The organism is Massilia sp. IC2-278 (assembly GCF_020708045.1).
Classification (GTDB): Bacteria; Pseudomonadota; Gammaproteobacteria; order Burkholderiales; family Burkholderiaceae_D; genus Telluria.
Genome location: NZ_JAJFES010000002.1, coordinates 80,790 through 98,094 on the forward strand (window position 1 = coordinate 80,790; position 17,305 = coordinate 98,094).

Genomic DNA, 17,305 nt, shown 5'->3' on the forward strand with positions numbered 1-17,305 from the left:
CGTACTGTCAACTATTTTTGCCATCACTACGAACCTGGCTCAATAGCAGCGTTGCTTCGGGGCGTGATTGTAACCGTAGCATCGGCAAACCTGCAAGGGTCTTTTTTCAAGTCGATGCGCAAGGAGTGCGCTGCGCGCTTTTGGGCTGCGGTACTGTACGCCTAAAGCATCTGTAAATACGGGGCGCATGGACACCAAGAAGCCTGCTTATCCCCGCTGGCGTTGGCGGCCGCTGCTGCTGGCCAACCTGGCGATCGTCGCAGCCTACGTGGCCACGCGGCTGGTTGCGGACGCGCTCGCGCTGCCGGCCGGCTACGCCCTGCCCCTGTTCCCGCCTGCCGGCGTGGCCCTGGCCCTGGCCACCGCCGCGGGGGTGCGCGTGCTGCCCGGCATCGCGTTCGGCATCCTGGTCGCGATCCTGCCGCGCCACCTCGACAATCCGGCCATGTCCCTGGCGCAGGCCCTGCTGGCCACCTTCGCCGAGCTGGTGGGCGCCACGCTGCAGGCCTGGCTCGGCGCACGCCAGTTCCGGCGCCGCATGCGCCCGGCCATCGACTCCGGGCGCGACGTGTTCGCCTTCCTGCTGCTCACGCCCGTGATCTGCCTGGTCAGCGCCAGCGTGGCGGTGCCCTCCCTGTACCTGCTGGGCGCGATCACCGAACCGGAACGCGTGCTGAACTGGCTGGGTTGGTGGGCCGGCGACACCATCGGCGTGCTGCTCGCCGCGCCGCTGTGCTGGATCGTCTGCGGCCAGCCGCGCCGCCTGTGGCGCCAGCGCGCACCTATTGTCGGCTTTCCCCTGCTGCTGGCCAGCGCGGCGGTGGTGACGATCTACCGCCTCACCCTCGGCTGGGAGCACGAGCAGCACCTGCAGCCCTACCGCCTGAAGGCCCAGCAGACGGCCGACGTGCTGCAGGCCGAGTTCAACGAGCACGTGCGCTTCGTCGGCACCTTTGCGCGCACCCTGGCCGACACCGAGCACATCCTGGCGCGCGACAAGTTCCTGCGCGTGGCCAGCGGCTACGTCGACGGACGCCCGGAAATCCAGGGCGTGAACTGGGCGGTGCCGGTGAAGGGCACCGAGCGCGCCGGCTTCGAGGACTGGGTGCGCAGCACGCTCGACGCTTCGTTCACCGGCATCCAGGACGTCACGCCCGGCCTGCGCCGGCAGCCGGCCGCGCAGCGCGCGCTCTACCTGCCGGTGCTCTATACCTGGCCGCCCTCGAACACCGCGCTGCGCGGCGTCGATTTCCTCACGGCGCCCGGACGCGCAGAGGTCGCGGCTCAGACGCTGACCTCGCGCACGCCGATGGCGACCGAACCCTTCCGCCTGGTGATGAGCGGGGAAATGGGCATCGGCCTGTTCCGCTCGGTGGGCGACCCGGATGCGCCGGCCACGGGCGCCGTGATGTTCGTGCTGAATGCCGAAGCCCTGCTCGAACAGGCGATCGCGCGCGCCGGCTTCGACGGCTTCCATGCTGCGCTGGTCGACGTTACCGGCGGCGCCGTGCTGCCGCTGGTCGGCAACCTGGACAGTGTCCACCCCGACGAATACCGGGTCGGCCTGTCGTTCGCCGGACGCAGCTACGTGGTCGCCTTCCACCCCACCGCCGCCTATGCCGCCAGCGAGCGCGGCGTGGCCAGCTGGACCGTGCTGTCGGCCGGCCTGCTGCTGACCGGCCTGCTGGGCGCCCTGCTGCTGCTGGTGAGCGGCGAGCGCGCCGCGGTGGAAGCCCAGGTGCAGGACCGCACCGCGCGCCTGCGCGACCGCGAGGCGCGCCTGGAGGCCATCCTCGACAACGCGGCCGACGCCATCCTCACCGTCGATGCGAACGGCATGGTGGTGTCGGCGAACGCCGCCACCGCGCGCCTGTTCGGCTACCCGGCCCAGCACCTGGTCGGCCTGTCCTTCGGCTCGCTGGTGCCGGCCGGCGTCGACGGCGACGCCAGCGCCCAGCTCACGCGCCTGTCGCAGTCCACGCCCGACGAATGCGTACTGGAAGGGCGCAATGCGCGCGCCGAGGTGTTTCCGCTGTCGATCTCGGTGGCGCCGGTCCAGCTCCAGCGCGAGCAGTTTTTCGTGTGCATCCTGCGCGACCTGACCGAACAGCAGCGCTCGCAGGAACACATCTACCGCCTGGCCCACCACGACGTGCTCACCGGCCTGGAAAACCGCGTCGCCCTGAACGTGCGCCTGGAGCAGCAGCTGGCCTCGGCGCGCCGCCACAACGAGCCGGCGGCGGTGCTGTTCATCGACCTCGACCACTTCAAGAAGATCAACGATTCGCTCGGCCACGCGGCCGGCGACAAGCTGCTGGTGGGCGCCGCCGAGCGCATGAAGGACCTGCTGCGCGACGTCGACACCCTGGCGCGCCTGGGCGGCGACGAATTCATCATCGTGCTGGCCGGCCCGCTGACGCCCGACAGCGTGACCGGCGTGGCGGTGCGCCTGGTCGAGTCGCTGTCCCAGCCCTATCAGCTGGCCGGGCATACCGCGCACAGCGGCGCCAGCGTCGGCGTGGCCCTGTTCCCCGACGACGGCGAGGATGCCGCCACCCTGATCCGCCACGCCGACATGGCCATGTACGCGGCCAAGCGCGAGGGGCGCGGCAACTTCCAGTTCTTCTCGCCGGCGATGAACGCGGCGACGCACGAGCACCTGCTGCTGGAAAACCGCATGTGGAGCGCCCTGAACGCCGAGGGCTTCAGCCTGCACCTGCAAGCCCAGGTAGCGCTCGATACGGGCCGCGTGATCGGCGCCGAGGTGCTGCTGCGCTGGCAAGACAGCGAACTGGGAAGCGTAGAGCCGAGCCGCTTCATTCCGGTGGCCGAGGAAAGCGGCATGATCGTGCCGCTGGGCGACTGGGTGCTGGCCCAGACCATGGCCCTACTGGCCGAATGGCAGCGCGAGGGCCTGGACCACCTGCGCCTGGCGGTGAATTTGTCGGCGCGCCAGTTCTCGGGCGGGGCGCTGCTCGAACGGCTCGACCAGCTGGTGGCGCGCTACGGCATCGACCCGGCCCGGCTCGAACTCGAGATCACCGAAACGGCCGCCATGCGCGACCCGGAAAACACGCGCCAGCTGCTGCGCGAACTGCGCACGCGCGGCTTCAAGCTGGCGATCGACGACTTCGGCACCGGCTACTCGTCGCTCGCCTACCTCAAGCTGTTCGCGATCGACCGCATCAAGATCGACCGTGGCTTCGTGAAAGACATCGAGCACAATCCGAACGATGCGGTGATCGTCGCCGCCACCATCGGGCTGGCGCATGCGCTGGGCCTGGCGGTGGTGGCCGAAGGGGTGGAAACCCAGGCCCAGTGGGGCTTCCTGCGCGACAAGCTGGGCGACGAAGCCCAGGGTTACCTGTTCGCGCGGCCGATGCCGGCCGGGGAATTTCGCGAATTCATCCGGCGGCAAGCGCAGCCAGTACCTGGCGCTTGAGGGCGCGGATCAGCGCCGTTTCGTCGGGCGGCACGCCTTCCGGCGCGGTGGCCGCGCGGTCGGCATAGAAGAAGCCCAGCCGGGCCTTGCCCACCACCAGCGGCAGTACGATGAAGCTCTTCGCGTCCGGCAGCAGCGTACGGTGCCAGCCCGGGAGCAGCTCGCGGATCTTGGGTGCGGCGGCGTCCGAGATCATCAGGTCGGCGTCGTTTTCCAGCGCCAGCAGGAACAAATCGCGCCCCGGTCCGGTGGCGCTCACCGGGAAGCTGAAACCGGCCTGCAGCCGCGCATGCTCCTCGCCGAACGAGACGCGGGCGCGGTACAGGTTCTGGCGCGCATCCTTCAGGCAGACGGTGGCGAAGCGGAAGCCAAGCGCGCTATACAAGGTTTCGAGCACGGCGAGGATCACGTCGTTCAGGCGCGCCGTGCCGCCGGCGCGCAATTGCGTCACGTCCTGCACGCCGGCCAACAGCAGCTCGCGCGCATTCTTCGGCTTGCCGCTCGGGTGGGCGCCCGCTTCTTCCTCGCCGGCGTCGAGGGTGGCCAGCAGCAGCACGTTCGGCAAGCCCTCGCCTGTCTCGAGCTCGGGAGCGGCCAGGGGCTGCAGGTTCATGCTCTCCATCAGTCCCTGCATGCCCTCGGCGACGTTGGCGAACAGTTTGTCCAGCGCCGCCGCATCGAGTTCGAAGGCGGCGCCATAGCGCGCCAGCAGCGCGCGTGCTTCGGGCGAGGCGCCCGGCTCCGGCACCTTTGCCAGCAGGCGCGCCACGTCCAGGCTGAACGAGGCCACCTGGCGCATCCATTCGCCGCGGTTCGCCGCCACCTTCAGGGTGCCGGCCGGGAGCGCCGCCTGGGCCCGCACGATGACGTCGGGGATCTTCCATTCGGCCAGCACGGCGGCCGACAGGGTGTCGTAGCTGCAGCCGAGGATCAGCTGCGAGGCCTGGCTGGGCGTATGCTTGCCGGCCGCGGCGATCTGGCGGATCTCGCGGTAGCGCTCGTGCTCGTGCGAGGCCACCAGCAGCGCGCCCAGGTTCTTGAACAGCGCGCCAATGGCCGCTTCCTCGGCGCCCTGGTAGAACGACAGGCGCGCCATCTCGCGCCCGACCAGGCTGGCGCACAGCGAGGCCTCCAGCTCGGCGCGCACCGCTCCCGCGTGGGCGCCGTTGTCGAGGGTGTCGACCAGCAGCATCGCCAGCGCCGTGGTCTTCACGTTGTCGAAGCCGAGCAGCGCGATCGCGCGCGAGACCGTGGTGACCACGGTGCCGGCCACGGTGCGGTACTGCACCGTGTTCGACAGGCGCAGGATGCGCTGGGTCAGCGCCAGGTCGGACAGCACGAAGTAGGCGAGATCGTGGGTGCCCTGGTCGTCCGAGGACGCCAGCTCGATCACGCGCGCCACCGCGCTGCCGAGGGCGAACATCTCTTCTTCGCCGCACACCTTCTGCATCAGGGCCGCGCGCACGCGGCGCGTGGCCTGTTCGTCCTGGACCGGGGATGCCGCCGACGCGGCTGGGGGGACTGCTGCCATGCTTTGTTACCCGGCTTTCCTGGCGCGTGCGCCCTTGTCGTATTTCTTGAGTACCGCCTGGTGCAGCGCGCTCAGCGCCGGCAGCTTGGGGTTGCGCGGGTCGAGCCGGCGCACCGCCGCCATCTGGGCCAGGGCCTGCTGCCCGAGCTTGTCGTCCCAGCTGGTGTGCTCCAGGCAGCGCAGCAGCGCCAGCGCGGCATTGAAGGCGACCTGCGGGTTGCCCGGCATGCGCAGGGCCGCTTCCTGCATCAGGCTGACGGCGCCGATGTAGTCGCCGCTCTTGGCGCGCTCGGCGCCGCCGGCCACCAGGTCGACCACGTGCTGGCGCGCTTCCTGGGCCAGGCTGGCGCCCAGTTCCGCCTGGCCGGCCTGGGCCATGACGCTCATCGCGCGGTCCATGGCGGTGGCGTCGCTGGCGTTGCGCATCACGTCGCGCACGATGCTGGCCGCGCCTTCGGCCATGTTGTGGTCGAGGCAGCTGCGCGCCAGCTCCAGCTTCAAATCCGGGGACATCGCCGGGATGTCGCGGCTGGCGGCCACGGCGGCCGTCAGGGCTTGCGCCAGGCGCTCCTCGTTGCCGGTGTATTCGTGCAGCAGGGCCGAGGAGATCGCGCTGCAGGCGTCGGCGTGCTGGCGTCCGCCCATCGAGCGGTCGAGTTCGCGGATGACCGAGGCCGCCGCCACCGGGTCGCCCTTGCGCACCAGGGTGCGCACCAGCTTCACGTGGTCTTCGGGGTCGCGGAACTCCGAGTACTTGGCTTTATGGACCACCTGCTTCAGCACCTTTTCGGCGGTGTCGTTGTCGCCCGCTTCGAAGGCCACTTCGCCCAGCGTGCGCAGGCGCCGCACCGCATGCGGCGACACCGCCACCGCTTTCGTCAGCACCTGCTGCGATTTCTCCAGTTCGCCCATCGCCGAATGGGTGCGCGCCAGCCAGTCGTAGGCGTCGACGAAATTCGTGTTGGTCTGCACCAGTTCGGTCAGCAGGCTGCCGGCTTCCTCGTATTCCTCGCGCAGGTACAGGGTTTTCGCCAGGCCCAGGCGCGCCCAGGCAATCGCGCGGCTTTCGGCCAGCTTGCGGTAGATCGGCTCGGCCTGGGCCGCTTCGCCCAGGAACAGGTGCAGTTCGGCGCGCAGGCGCAGGAAGTCGACGGCGTAGCGCGGATGCACGGTCTCGCCCTCGATGCAGGCTTCGATGGCTTCGTGCTGGGCCCCGGCTTCCATCAGGCGGTAGACCGGCAGCAGCACGTTGCGCCGCTCCAGGGCGCGCGCGATGCGGTCCAGCAGGCGGTCGGCCGTGAAGGGCTTGAGGATGTAGTCGGTGGGCGCCAGCTCGGCGGCGCTGACCACCTTGCCGTAGTCGCCCTCGGCGGTGACCATGAAGAACATGGTCGAGAGCGAGATCAGCTTGTGGTGGCGCAGGTCTTCCAGCAGCTGCTGGCCATCCTGGCCGCCTTCCAGGTCGTATTCGCACAGCACCAGGTCGAAGCTCTTCAGGCCGAGCTGCTTGACGGCCAGGTTGGCGCTGCTGGCGTGGTCGATGCGGGTCAGTCCGCACATGGCGAGCATGCTGTGGATGTTCGCACGCATCCCGGCATGGGGCTCGATCAGGAGTGCGGTGAGGCCGTCTAGTTCATTCATGAGAATTGTTTTCCGTTCGGCCCGGGGGCCTGTCTGCATGCCGGCTCGGCAGGCCGGCGCGACTACGTTGGCCGCTGCGCAACCAAGTATATTACGGCAGGGAAAAGAATTAGTTAAATCGGGTCAGGGCCTGCCATAAAAGCGGGCGGTCGATGGGGAAATGCGACAGAAGCTTGTTCTAAAGACCAGTCGCAGCTTGACGCAGAGGCGCAGCGCTGGCGCAGGCGGCGTGCGCGGCCTCGGTGACCACGTTCTGGTAGCGCACTTCGTAGCGGCCGGCGGCCAGTGCGTCGATGGTGAGGGTGGCGTGCGACTCCACGTAGGCATGGCGCACGTTCGAGCGGCGGTCCAGGTCGTGGATCTTGACGAAGACCGGCGACTCGTTGGCGCTGTTGTCGACCACCACCGACATTTCCTTGCCCTGGTTACCGACCGGATAGCCGGCGATGTAGCCGGAATCGGCCGGCCAGGGTTCGCCGTTCGGCGCGCCCGGCGTGGCGAGGTCGGTGGCGCAGTCGGGCTGGCGCGGCGGCACCACCAGCTGGGTCACGGCCAGGGCTTTCACCTGGCTGGCCGGCAGGCGCGCGCCATCCAGTCCGGCCCAGGCGTCGGGTTCGGCTTCGGAGACCGGGGCGGGGGTAGGCGCGGACGGCGCGCCCTCGATCCTGGAGGCGGCGGCCGGCTTGGCATTGAAGGCGAGGGCCGACGGCAGCACGCCCGGCGGCTGCAGCAGCAGGAAGACGGCGCCGGCGCCGGCGGTGACGCCGCCCAGGATGCCGAGCCACCATTTCGGGTCGCGCAGCAGGCTGGGACGCGGCAGGGCCGGCGCCGGCGGCGCTTCCCAGCCACCCTCGCGCGTCCGCCCGCCCTCTTCGCCGCTGCTTTCCAGCCACTCGACTTCCCACTCCTCGGCCGCGATCCACTCGTCGTGCTCCTTGCGGCGCACCGGGTCGGACAGGGTGTTGTAGGCGGTGTTGACGATCGCCATGATGCGGGCGGCCTTTTCGTCGCCCGGATTCTTGTCGGGATGGTATTTCTGGCTCAGCGCCTTGTAGGCCGCACGCACGACTTCCTGCGGCGCACCGCGCGCCACCTTCAGGTTGTCGTAATGGGTGTGGATCTTGGCCATGGTCTGCGCTGGGGTCGGTAATGCGGAAGCGTCCGTTAGTTCCGAATGATAGCCGAAACAAGGGCCGGCTCATCGGCACAGCATAGCCGGATTTGTGTCTCTAAAGCAAGATTTAGTCTTACAACCTGTGGCTGCGGTCAGCCTGCAGGAGCGCCGCCGGCAGTTCCACATCCCGGCCCACGGCCAGCACCTTGAACAGCTCGCCCATTTCGGCCGGCGACACCAGCTTCTGCACCGCCTTCGACTGCGGCAGGAAGCGCACCGCGTCTTCCGGATCGGTGCGCATCAGCAGCTCGCCGATGCCGTAGCCGAGCAGGAAGCCGGCCTGGCTCATGTAGCCCAGCACTTCCAGGCCGGCGTCCTGGGCGGCCAGCGCCATGGCCGTGAAATCGACGTGGGCGGTGATGTCCTGCAGGCCCGGCAAATAGAAGGGTTCCGGATGCGCATGGTGGCGGTAATGGCACATCAGGGTGCCGCCGCTGCGCTGGTCGACATAGTATTCGTGGGCCGGGAAGCCGTAGTCGAACAACAAGGCCGCCCCCTTGCCGCTTTCGAACATGCGCGCCAGCGAGGCCATGAAGCCGCAGGCGACCGGATGGATCTCGGTCAGGTAGCCTTCCGGCAGCGTGTCGGCGCCTGGTACCTGGCGCGCCAGCTGCTCCATCAGTGCCGCATCGAATTCGTGCTGCACGTAGGCAAAGCGCCCCCCCTCCACCGTCACCATCTGGCGCCGCCAGCCGCCGGCGGTCTTGACGACCAGCTCGATCGGCATGGCGTCGAGCACCTCGTTGGCCAGCACCACGCCGCTGAACGCATCCGGGAAGCCGTCGAGCCAGCGCACCTGCGGGAAATCCTTCAAGGCTTCCTGCTGGCGCGCACGCAGTTCGCCCGAGAGTTCGATGATGGTGTAGCTCTCCACCGCCACGCCGTCGGCTTGCAATGCCGTCAACACGTCGCGCGCCAGCTTGCCGGTGCCGGCCCCGAATTCGATGATGTTGGGCGCGCTTTGGGCGATAATAGCGGCTGCCGCGCGCGCCAGCGTCGCGCCGAACAGGGGCGTGATCTCGGGCGCGGTGGTGAAATCGCCATCGGCGCCCAGCTTGGCCGCGCCGCCGCTGTAATAGCCGAGCCGGGGCGCATACAGCGCCAGCTCCATGAAACGCGAAAAGGCAATCGCGCCGCCCTGCTGTTCGATCTCAGCGGCAATCAGTTGCTGCAAGGCGTGGGACGCGGCCAGCGCGTCGCTGTCGGGAAGGGGTAGGGACATCCCGGCATTGTAGCCAGATCGGCAGGGATCAACAATTTCAGGCACGCCACACCGCTCGTATCCATGACTATGCATGACACAACGCCGCATCACCCGACACGGACTGCGCTCGTCACCGGGGCCGGCCGGCGCATCGGCCGCGCGATCGCCCTCGGCCTGGCCGCCGCCGGCTGGGACGTCGCCGTCCATTACCGCCATTCCGAACGCGAAGCCGAGGAAGTCGCCGCGGCGATCCGCGCGCTCGGCCGGCGCGCCGCAACGCTGCAATGCGACCTGGCCGACGAAGCGGCGGTGCGCGCCCTGCCCGGCCGCGCGGCCGAGGGCCTGGGCCGCCTAAGCTGCATCGTCAACAATGCTTCGTTGTTCGAATACGACAATGCCACGACATTTTCTCCGGCTTTATTGAGCGCCCACATGAGCGCCAACCTGGCCGCGCCCCTGCTGCTGGCCCAGGCCCTGCACGCGGCCACGCCGGAAAACGAACAGGCGGTGGTAGTCAACCTGCTGGACCAGAAACTGTACAATCTCAACCCGGATTTTTTGTCGTACACGCTGTCGAAGGCGGCACTGGATACCGCCACAAAAATGCTGGCCCAGGCGCTGGCGCCGCGCCTGCGCATCGTCGGCGTGGCGCCCGGCATCACCATGGTGTCGGGCGACCAGAGCGAGGCCGGTTTCGCCCAGGCGCACACGGCCACGCCGCTGGGAAGCTCCTCGACCCCGCAGGACATTGCCGATGCCGTCGTGTACGCGGCCTCGGCGCGCGCCCTGACCGGCACCACCCTGGTGGTCGACGGCGGCCAGCACCTGGTGCCTTCGGTGCGCGACGTGATGTTCCTTACCAAATAACTTACCCAGAACTTAACAAGGCTTCTTATGCTGTCCGCCCTGACCCACCCGAGCTTGCGCGATTGCCGCCGGCTGTTCCTGCGCAATTACGAAGTGATGATCAACATCGGGGTCCACGACTTCGAGAAAAAGGGCGAACAGCGCGTGCTGATCAACGTCGACCTGTACATCCCGCTGGCCGAATCGACGCCGACGGCGGACCAGCTCGACGAAGTGGTCGACTACGATTTCATGCGCGAGACGGTGGCGAAACGCATGGCGCAGGGCCACGTGCACCTGCAGGAAACCCTGGTCGACGACCTGGTGCAGGCCCTGCTGGCCCACCCGCGCGTGCGCGCCGTGTGCCTGTCGACGATGAAGCCGGATGTGTATCCCGACTGCGAAGGCGTCGGCGTGGAAGTTTTCAAGATCAAGGATGAAGCATGAATGCAGCAGTAATGAATGAAGCGCCGGCGCAGGACGCCGCCAGCGACCCGAAACTCGACAAGGTCGCGCGCGAAAACAACAAGCTCCACAAGCGCCTGTGCCGCCTGGTCGGCCAGGCCATCGGCGACTTCAACATGATCGAGGACGGCGACAAGGTGATGGTCTGCCTGTCTGGCGGCAAGGACAGCTACGCCCTGCTCGACATCCTGATGACGCTGCGCGAGCGCGCACCGATCCACTTCGACATCGTCGCCGTGAACCTGGACCAGAAGCAGCCGAACTTCCCGGCCGACATCCTGCCGGCCTACCTCGACAAGCTGGGCGTGCCGTACCACATCGAGAACCAGGACACCTACAGCATCGTCAAGCGCCTGATCCCGGAAGGCAAGACCACCTGCTCGCTGTGCTCGCGCCTGCGGCGCGGCATCCTGTACCGCGTGGCCGATGAACTCGGCTGCAACAAGATCGCCCTCGGCCACCACCGCGACGACATCCTCGAGACCTTCTTCCTGAACATGTTCTTCGGCGGGAAGCTGAAGGGCATGCCGGCCAAGCTGGTGTCGGACGACGGCAAGCACATGGTGATCCGCCCGCTGGCCTATGTGAAGGAAGCCGATACCGAGCGCTATGCCGAGGTGAAGGGATTCCCGATCATTCCTTGCGACTTGTGCGGCTCGCAGGAAAACCTGCAGCGCAAGCAGATCAAGGCCATGCTGCGCGACTGGGAAAAGAAGCACCCGGGGCGCGTGGAGAACGTGTTCTCGTCGCTGTCGACCGTGGTGCCGTCGCACCTGCAGGACCGCAACCTGTTCGGCTTCGTCGATTTGAAGACCGATGGCGTGCCGAATCCGCTGGGCGATATCGCTTTCGACGAAGAGCCTTGCTCGACGCCGGTGGCGAACACGATTTCGCTTAGTCAGCTCTGAATGCAGCTGTCATCGATGATAGGGGCCGCTGGCGCGATGCCAGCAGTGCCCCGGCAAACAGCGCCAGCGCGGAAAACACCAGCCCGCGCTGCAAGCCGCCGGGACCGTCGGCAATCCAGCCGATGACCGACGGGCCGACGATCTGGCCCAGCGCGAACACGATCGTAAAGGCACTGATCCCGGAAGACCACGCATGCTGCGGCAGGTTGTGCCGCACCAGGGCCGTGGTCGAGGCCACCACCGACAGGAAGATCCCGCCGAACATCAGGCCCGAGACGAACATCAATGCCGGCGCGCTGGTGAGTGCAGGCAGGATCGTCGCCACGCCCAGTAAGCCATTCAGGATCGCCATCGCCTGCCCGCCCTTGAAGCGGTCGAGCATGCGCGCCCAGATGCGCGACGACGCCATCACGGCCAGGCCCAGCATGGCGTAGAACAGCGTGATGGTGGCGGCGCCCATGCCCTGCTCGCGCAGCAAAGCGATCACGAAGGTCATGTAGCCGATGTAGCCGACGCCGAACATCAGGTAGCCGGCCAAGCCGAATCCGAAAGGTTTCACACTGAAGCCGCCCTGCCCGCCCGCCTTCGAAGGCGCACCGTCGACCTGGCGCGCGGGCTTGAGCATCGCCAGCGTCGCCAGCAAGCAGAGCGCGGCGAGCCCGATCCAGGCCCATTGCCAGGCATGCGGTGCGCCCTGGGCGGCAGCCGCATCCATCGCCAGCGGCACCAGCAGCGCGGAGGCGACGATGCCCAGGCCGGTGCCGCCGTAGTAGATCCCCAGCAGCAGGCCGGAACGTTCCGGATGCAGCAATCCCAGCCTTGCTGCCAGCAGGCCGCCGGAAACGAAGATGAAGGCGCTGGCGATGCCGGCCAGGACGCGCTGGCCGATCAGCAGGCCTGCGTCCACGACAAAGCCCGAGAGCAGCATGAACAGGCTGGCCAGGATTGCTCCGCCGACAAGAGCGGCCTGTGCCCCGTAACGCCGCATCAGCGCCGGCGTGGCCAGGGCGCCGAGCAGGTAGCCGAGCGCATTCCCGGTATTCATGGCGCCGGACAGGAAATAGGACCAGCCCAGATCGGCGCGCATGGGCGGCAGAAGCAGCGCATACGAAAAGCGCGTCAGGCCCAGCGACACGGCGGCGCCGAGCGACAGGGCAAAGGCGGTGAGAAAAGGGCGCCGCGCCGCGAGCGAACGCGGGCCGGGTGGCAGGGTCGATCCGGTGTGGGCATGGCGGTCCATGCTGCGATTGTAAGTTCAAAACGCGGCGTATCGGGCGTTATCGGTATTACAATCTGCTGAATCCAACACAAGGTGAATCCATGCCCCTGCTGCCACGCCTGTCCGCCGTCTTCGCATTCGCGATTGCCATGATGTCATCCACCGCTGCCCTTGCCGACCCCGCCGCCATCTATCTGGTGCGCCACGGCGAGAAGGAAGCGGCTGGCCAGGACCCAGCCCTCACGGCGCAGGGACGGCAGCGTGCGCAGAACATCGCGGTCATGCTGCACAAGGCGGGCATACGGCACATTTTCAGCACCCCGACCGCGCGCACGCAGCAGACGGCGCAGCCGCTGGCCGAACGCAGCAAGCTGGAGGTGCAGCTCTACGACCCGCGCAAGCCGCAGGCGCTGGTGGCGCAGGTGAAGGGCTTGAATGGGCCGGTGCTCGTAGTCGGGCATTCGAACACGCTGTCGGAGCTGGTGCGGCTGTTCGGCGGCCAGCCGGGAGCGGAGATCGCGGACAACGAGTATGACCGGGTGTACCAGCTGGTGCCCGGCGCAAACGGCAGCGTCGGGACTGTGGTGTTCACCTCGCTGCCGGAGACCGGTGCGGCGCCGTAGGGTGGGTTCTCCGAACCCACCATTGTGGGAATGGTGACGGCGCCTTCCGAACCCACCATTGTGGGAATGGTGACGGCGCCAGGTGGGTTCGAGAACCCACCCTACAACGGCCGGGATGACCCGGCCTTTTTTTATGGCGCCACGTTCGCGCGCAGCACCGGATACAGATTCAGGCGCTCGTCCCACGACGCATGGCGGCGCGCGAAGAACTCCAGGCGCGCATGCGGGTTCTTGGCAAACGCCGGGTCGCTGTCGATGCGGCGCTTGAACTCGGCGGCGACGGCCGGGTCGGCCGCCATCTGCTCGCGCGCCACGTCTTCGGCCACGTACTCTTCCATGTATTCCTTGGCCTCGAAGGCATTGTTGAACATGCCCCAGGCCAGCAGCGAGTCCGGCGCCTGCGGCTCGAAGATCGCCATCACCAGGCGCGCCTTCGGTTGGGCGATCGGTACGAACAGGGCGCCGCGGCCCACGCTACGCGCTTCGGCTTTCCAGTTGCCCTCCACCGTCAAACGCTGGTGCGATTCCAGCGACCTGGCGCTGAAGGTCACCTTGTCGGCGCGGAAGGTCTCGGCCTCGAAGCGGGCTATGCCCTTGTCGAGTTTACGGAAGGCGATGCCGTGCTGGGTCAGCTTCGTCGCCACCATTGCCGCATGCGCGGCCGGCACGATGTAGCCGGCGCGCGGCGCCGCCACCTGCAGATCGGCCACCACTTCATCCCGCAGCGGCACGCGCCAGACCTGCGGCTTGGTTTCGTCGTAGCGCGTCATCAGGATGCCCGACACGTCCGACGGCGTGCGCGTGTATTCGTAGCCGTTGAAGTCGACCATCTTCGATTTTTCAAGCGTTTTCCAGGTCAGCGGCACCGGCGTGCCGGCCAGCTGCAATGCACGGGCGTCGGCGGCGCGCGCGGCCTGCTGCCATTCCTTGCCGTGCTTCGCCACCTGCTCCAGCACCGAAACGAAGCTGTTGTGGGTGATGCGCACGCGAGTCGGGTAATCCTTCCACGAATGGGTCTCGACCAGCATCGCCATGCGGTTACGCAGCTGGAAGTAGCCGGTCGAGAAGCGCGGGTCCGACACGCCGTCCATGAAGCCCGACATCGGATCGTCGGTCTTCACGAAGGACATGTAGTAGGACTGCGGGGTCGAGCCCTGCTTGGCGATGTCGGCGATCACGTTGTCGCGCAGCGCCAGGCCGGCTTTGCGGAATTCCGGGTCGCCCGAGTACACCGGCTCGACCTGGATCGACACATCGTGCTGGAACTTGGCGCCGTCGGTCACGTGCAGGTCGACGTAGGTGAGCGGGTCCCAGGCATTCACCAGCGCCAGCATGGCCTGCATCTCGGGCGCGTCGGCTTTCACGTAGTCGCGGTTCAGGTTGAAGTTCTGGGCCGTGGTGCGCCAGCCCATCTCGACCGGGCCGCGCTGGTTCGGGCGGTTCCACTGGCCGAAGCGCTCGTGGCCGTCGACGTTGAAGACCGGGACGAACAGCAGCACCTGCTTGTCGAGCGCGCCCTTCGCCAGGCGGCCTTCGAGCATTTCGCGCAGCGCCAGGAAGCCGGCGTCCTTGCCGTCGATCTCGCCGGCGTGGATGCCACCCTGGATCAGCGTGACCGGCAGGTTGGCTTTCGCCGCCGCCTGCGCGGTAAAGGCGCCGCTATGGGTCACGACCAGCGCCAGCATCGGGCGGCCTTCCGGCGTGCGGCCGAATTCGATGCACTTCACCGCCTTCGGGTAGGCCTTCTGGAAGTCGGCGCACAGCTTGACGACTTCGTCATAGCGGCCGGTGGCCTGGAAGCCCGAGCGCTCGGAGATGGTGGTCAGGTCCGGGGCGGCATGGACCAGGGGAGAAGCGGCAAGCAGGGCAAGCAGTAACGCAGAACGGATCATCGATGGGGCTCCGGCGAAAGGAAGAGTCAAGAAAGATGCAAAGAAGAAAATTATAGTCGTGTTCGCGTGCCCACAGATGCGCGGTGTGCGCTTTGCTATCGTCGGCCGTATTGACACCCACTGGAGAAAACGATGACGACCGAACTGACGATCCTGGCCTGGACCCTGGTGCTGGCGCTGGTGCAGATCCTGCTCACCGCGCAGATGCGTACGCAGGAAACCGGCTTGAGCTACAGCATGAGCGCGCGCGATGGCGAAACGCCGCCGCCGCGGCCCATCACCGCGCGCCTGCAACGCGCGCAGAGAAACCTGTTCGAGACCCTGCCGCTGTTCGCCGCCGCAGTGCTGATCGCCGATGCCGCCGCGGCCGAAGGTGCGCTGACGCTGTGGGGTTGCTGGCTCTACCTGGTTGCGCGCGTGGTCTACCTGCCCTTGTATGCGTTCGGCGTGCCGGTGCTGCGTTCGCTGGTGTGGGCCGTGTCGCTGGTGGGCCTGGTCATGGTGATCGCGGCGGTGCTGACCAATTAAGGCAGACACTGGCGAAAAAAAATGCGCCACCCGAAGGTGGCGCATCGTTGTGCCCTACCAGGAGCGCGGCAGGCGCCGCGCTCTCGATTAACGAGCCTTGTGGTAGACCGCGATCTGCGATGGCGCGGACTGGATCGGGTAGCGTGCCTTCATCGCCTGTGCCGAGCTGCGGGCCTGGGCCGGGCAGACGCCGTTGGCGCGGTAGCTCAGGGCGGTTGCCAGCATGGCTTCGTTCTGGTCGCCCAGTTCGCGGGTCAGGTCGTCGGCCACGGCGCAGGTCGGGGCGATGCCGTTCGCGTAGTCGCCGAAGCCCTTCGCGTTCACGCCCTGGAACTCGACCGAGAAGTAGGTCGTGCCGCAGTTCGGGACCGGGGTGAAGCCATACGGCTTGCCGCAGGTCTGGCCGCCGATGACGTTGACTTCGACGTCGATGCCGCGCAGGCCGTTGATCACCGCTTCGCTGGCCGAGCAGGTGCCCGGCGAGGTCAGGATGGTGACGCGGCGCAGGCCCAGGAAAGGCAGGGCCGTTCCCTTCGCCACGGTGTCCGCGCCGGCGGCGAAGCCGTACGCGGTCGGCTCGAAGCGGATGACTTCGGAAGACTGCTTGGCTTCGATCTTGTTGTTGTACACCAGGCGCTCGAACACCTGGCCTTGCGACGTCGGGCCCGCCACCATGTAGGCCAGCTCGCTGGCGATGTTCAGCAGGCCGCCGCCGTTGTAGCGCATGTCCAGCACCAGGTCGTTCACGCCTTGCGCTTTCAGCGTGTTGAACGAATTGATCAGCTGGCGCTCCGCCACGGCGTTGTGGTTCTCGAAGCTCAGGTAGCCGACCTTGCCGGTCGCGGTCTCGATCACCTTGGTGTTCTTCACCGACAGTGCCTGCACGTCTTGCGCAGTCAGCGTGACCGTCATCTCGACACCGGCGCGCTTGACCGTCATGGTGTGCTGTTCGCCGACGGCGGACGGGAACAGGCCGGCGTTCAGGGTTGCCACCTGTGCGGTGTCGGTGGCGTTGACGAGGTCGACACCATCCACCCGGATCACCTGGTCGCCGCGGCGCAGGCCTGCCCGGCTGGCCGGCGAATTCGCTTCGACGATGGTCAGCATCCAGTTGCGCGGCGCCTGGGCCTGGTCGATCGCCAGGGCAAAGCCGTAGCCCAGTTCGATGCCGGAGTTGCTCAGCTTATCCCACTCGGCCGACGGATACGTGAAGTGGTAGGCGTCCTTGTCGCGTGCCGAGCGCAGCTTCGTGAAGTAGTCGACCGGATTGGTGAAATCGGCCATCTTGAAATCGGTCGGGATTTCGTTGTACCAGAGGTAGTACTGGTCCGACCAGGCGCGCAGGAAGGTCAGCTCGTCGCGCAGGGTACCCTGCTTGTCCGGGTAAGCCTTGCCGGTGTAGGGATCGGTACCCTGGCGCGGCGTGGCGCAGTAGTTCCAGTAGGTGTCGAAGGCGTCGCCCAGGGTCGCGATATCCGGATCCGGCGCGGTCGGGTTGGCCGGGCCGGTCGGATTGCTGGCAACCGGCGGATTCGTCACGGGCGGATTCGTTACCGGCGGATTCGTTACTGGCGGATTCGTGACGGGTGGGTTCGTTACCGGTGGATTCGTTACCGGTGGGTTCGTGCTGACCGGCGGATTCGTGGTCGAACCACCGCCGCCACCACCACCGCCACCGCAGGCGGCAAGCGCGGATGCGGCCATGACGGCGGCGCAGATCAGGCGTAGCGAAGAGGTCATCTGACCCTGGGAAGAGGTTGTCGTCTTCATGGCATTCGTTAAGTAATGGACAAGTTTGTTAAGAAAGAGTAAGACAAGCTTGTCAGTTTGAG

The 17,305-nt window shown here is 67.2% G+C and carries 13 protein-coding genes; 6 read left to right on the plus strand and 7 right to left on the minus strand.

Annotated elements, in window-relative coordinates; translation table 11 throughout:
- The first annotated feature begins 187 nt into the window (after positions 1–187).
- Positions 188–3,442 (plus strand): EAL domain-containing protein, encoded by a 3,255-nt coding sequence (locus LK540_RS05215; protein ID WP_229435988.1) that lies wholly within the window; start codon positions 188–190, stop codon positions 3,440–3,442.
- On the opposite strand, the gene LK540_RS05220 is transcribed toward LK540_RS05215, so the two are convergent.
- The 4 genes from LK540_RS05220 to LK540_RS05235 form a co-directional block, all read right to left on the minus strand.
- Positions 3,405–4,973 (minus strand): HDOD domain-containing protein, encoded by a 1,569-nt coding sequence (locus LK540_RS05220; RefSeq protein WP_229435989.1) that lies wholly within the window; start codon positions 4,971–4,973, stop codon positions 3,405–3,407. The two genes, LK540_RS05215 and LK540_RS05220, sit on opposite strands and share 38 nt — an antisense overlap.
- Positions 4,974–4,979: 6 nt before the next feature.
- Positions 4,980–6,614, minus strand: a complete 1,635-nt coding sequence (locus tag LK540_RS05225) for a response regulator (RefSeq protein ID WP_229435990.1) — start codon at positions 6,612–6,614, stop codon at positions 4,980–4,982.
- 178 nt (positions 6,615–6,792) lie between these two features.
- Complete coding sequence (locus tag LK540_RS05230) at positions 6,793–7,743, minus strand: J domain-containing protein (RefSeq protein ID WP_229435991.1); 951 nt, start codon at positions 7,741–7,743, stop codon at positions 6,793–6,795.
- Positions 7,744–7,861: 118 nt separating this feature from the next.
- Complete coding sequence (locus tag LK540_RS05235; RefSeq protein WP_229435992.1) at positions 7,862–9,010, minus strand: class I SAM-dependent methyltransferase; 1,149 nt, start codon at positions 9,008–9,010, stop codon at positions 7,862–7,864.
- A 63-nt stretch (positions 9,011–9,073) separates the two neighbouring features.
- On the opposite strand from LK540_RS05235, the gene LK540_RS05240 reads away from it, so the two are divergent.
- From LK540_RS05240 to ttcA, 3 genes are read left to right on the plus strand one after another with little or no spacing between them, the layout of a single operon-like run.
- The gene (locus LK540_RS05240) at positions 9,074–9,859 is read left to right on the plus strand and encodes an SDR family oxidoreductase (RefSeq protein ID WP_229435993.1); all 786 of its coding nucleotides are present in this window, start codon (positions 9,074–9,076) and stop codon (positions 9,857–9,859) included.
- Between the two features lie 27 nt (positions 9,860–9,886).
- Complete coding sequence (locus LK540_RS05245; RefSeq protein ID WP_229435994.1) at positions 9,887–10,285, plus strand: dihydroneopterin aldolase; 399 nt, start codon at positions 9,887–9,889, stop codon at positions 10,283–10,285.
- Positions 10,282–11,211, plus strand: a complete 930-nt coding sequence (gene ttcA, locus LK540_RS05250) for a tRNA 2-thiocytidine(32) synthetase TtcA (RefSeq protein ID WP_229435995.1) — start codon at positions 10,282–10,284, stop codon at positions 11,209–11,211. Before LK540_RS05245 ends, ttcA begins: the two co-directional genes overlap by 4 nt.
- Here the strand turns inward: ttcA and LK540_RS05255 are convergent.
- Entirely contained in the window at positions 11,198–12,451 is a 1,254-nt protein-coding gene (locus LK540_RS05255; RefSeq protein ID WP_229435996.1) for a YbfB/YjiJ family MFS transporter, read from the minus strand. The genes ttcA and LK540_RS05255 overlap by 14 nt on opposite strands.
- 80 nt (positions 12,452–12,531) lie before the next feature.
- Here LK540_RS05255 and LK540_RS05260 point away from each other — a divergent pair, with 80 nt between their 5' ends.
- Positions 12,532–13,053, plus strand: a complete 522-nt coding sequence (locus tag LK540_RS05260; RefSeq protein ID WP_229435997.1) for a histidine phosphatase family protein — start codon at positions 12,532–12,534, stop codon at positions 13,051–13,053.
- Between the two features lie 131 nt (positions 13,054–13,184).
- Here LK540_RS05260 and LK540_RS05265 read toward each other — a convergent pair whose 3' ends face one another.
- Positions 13,185–14,945 (minus strand): M14 family metallopeptidase, encoded by a 1,761-nt coding sequence (locus LK540_RS05265; RefSeq protein ID WP_229435998.1) that lies wholly within the window; start codon positions 14,943–14,945, stop codon positions 13,185–13,187.
- A gap of 132 nt (positions 14,946–15,077) precedes the next feature.
- Between LK540_RS05265 and LK540_RS05270 the strand changes: the two genes are divergently transcribed.
- Positions 15,078–15,473, plus strand: coding sequence for an MAPEG family protein (locus LK540_RS05270; RefSeq protein ID WP_229435999.1), 396 nt, complete (start codon positions 15,078–15,080; stop codon positions 15,471–15,473).
- Between the two features lie 87 nt (positions 15,474–15,560).
- Here the strand turns inward: LK540_RS05270 and LK540_RS05275 are convergent, their stop codons facing one another.
- Entirely contained in the window at positions 15,561–17,243 is a 1,683-nt protein-coding gene (locus LK540_RS05275; protein ID WP_229436000.1) for a S41 family peptidase, read from the minus strand.
- Positions 17,244–17,305: the final 62 nt, after the last annotated feature.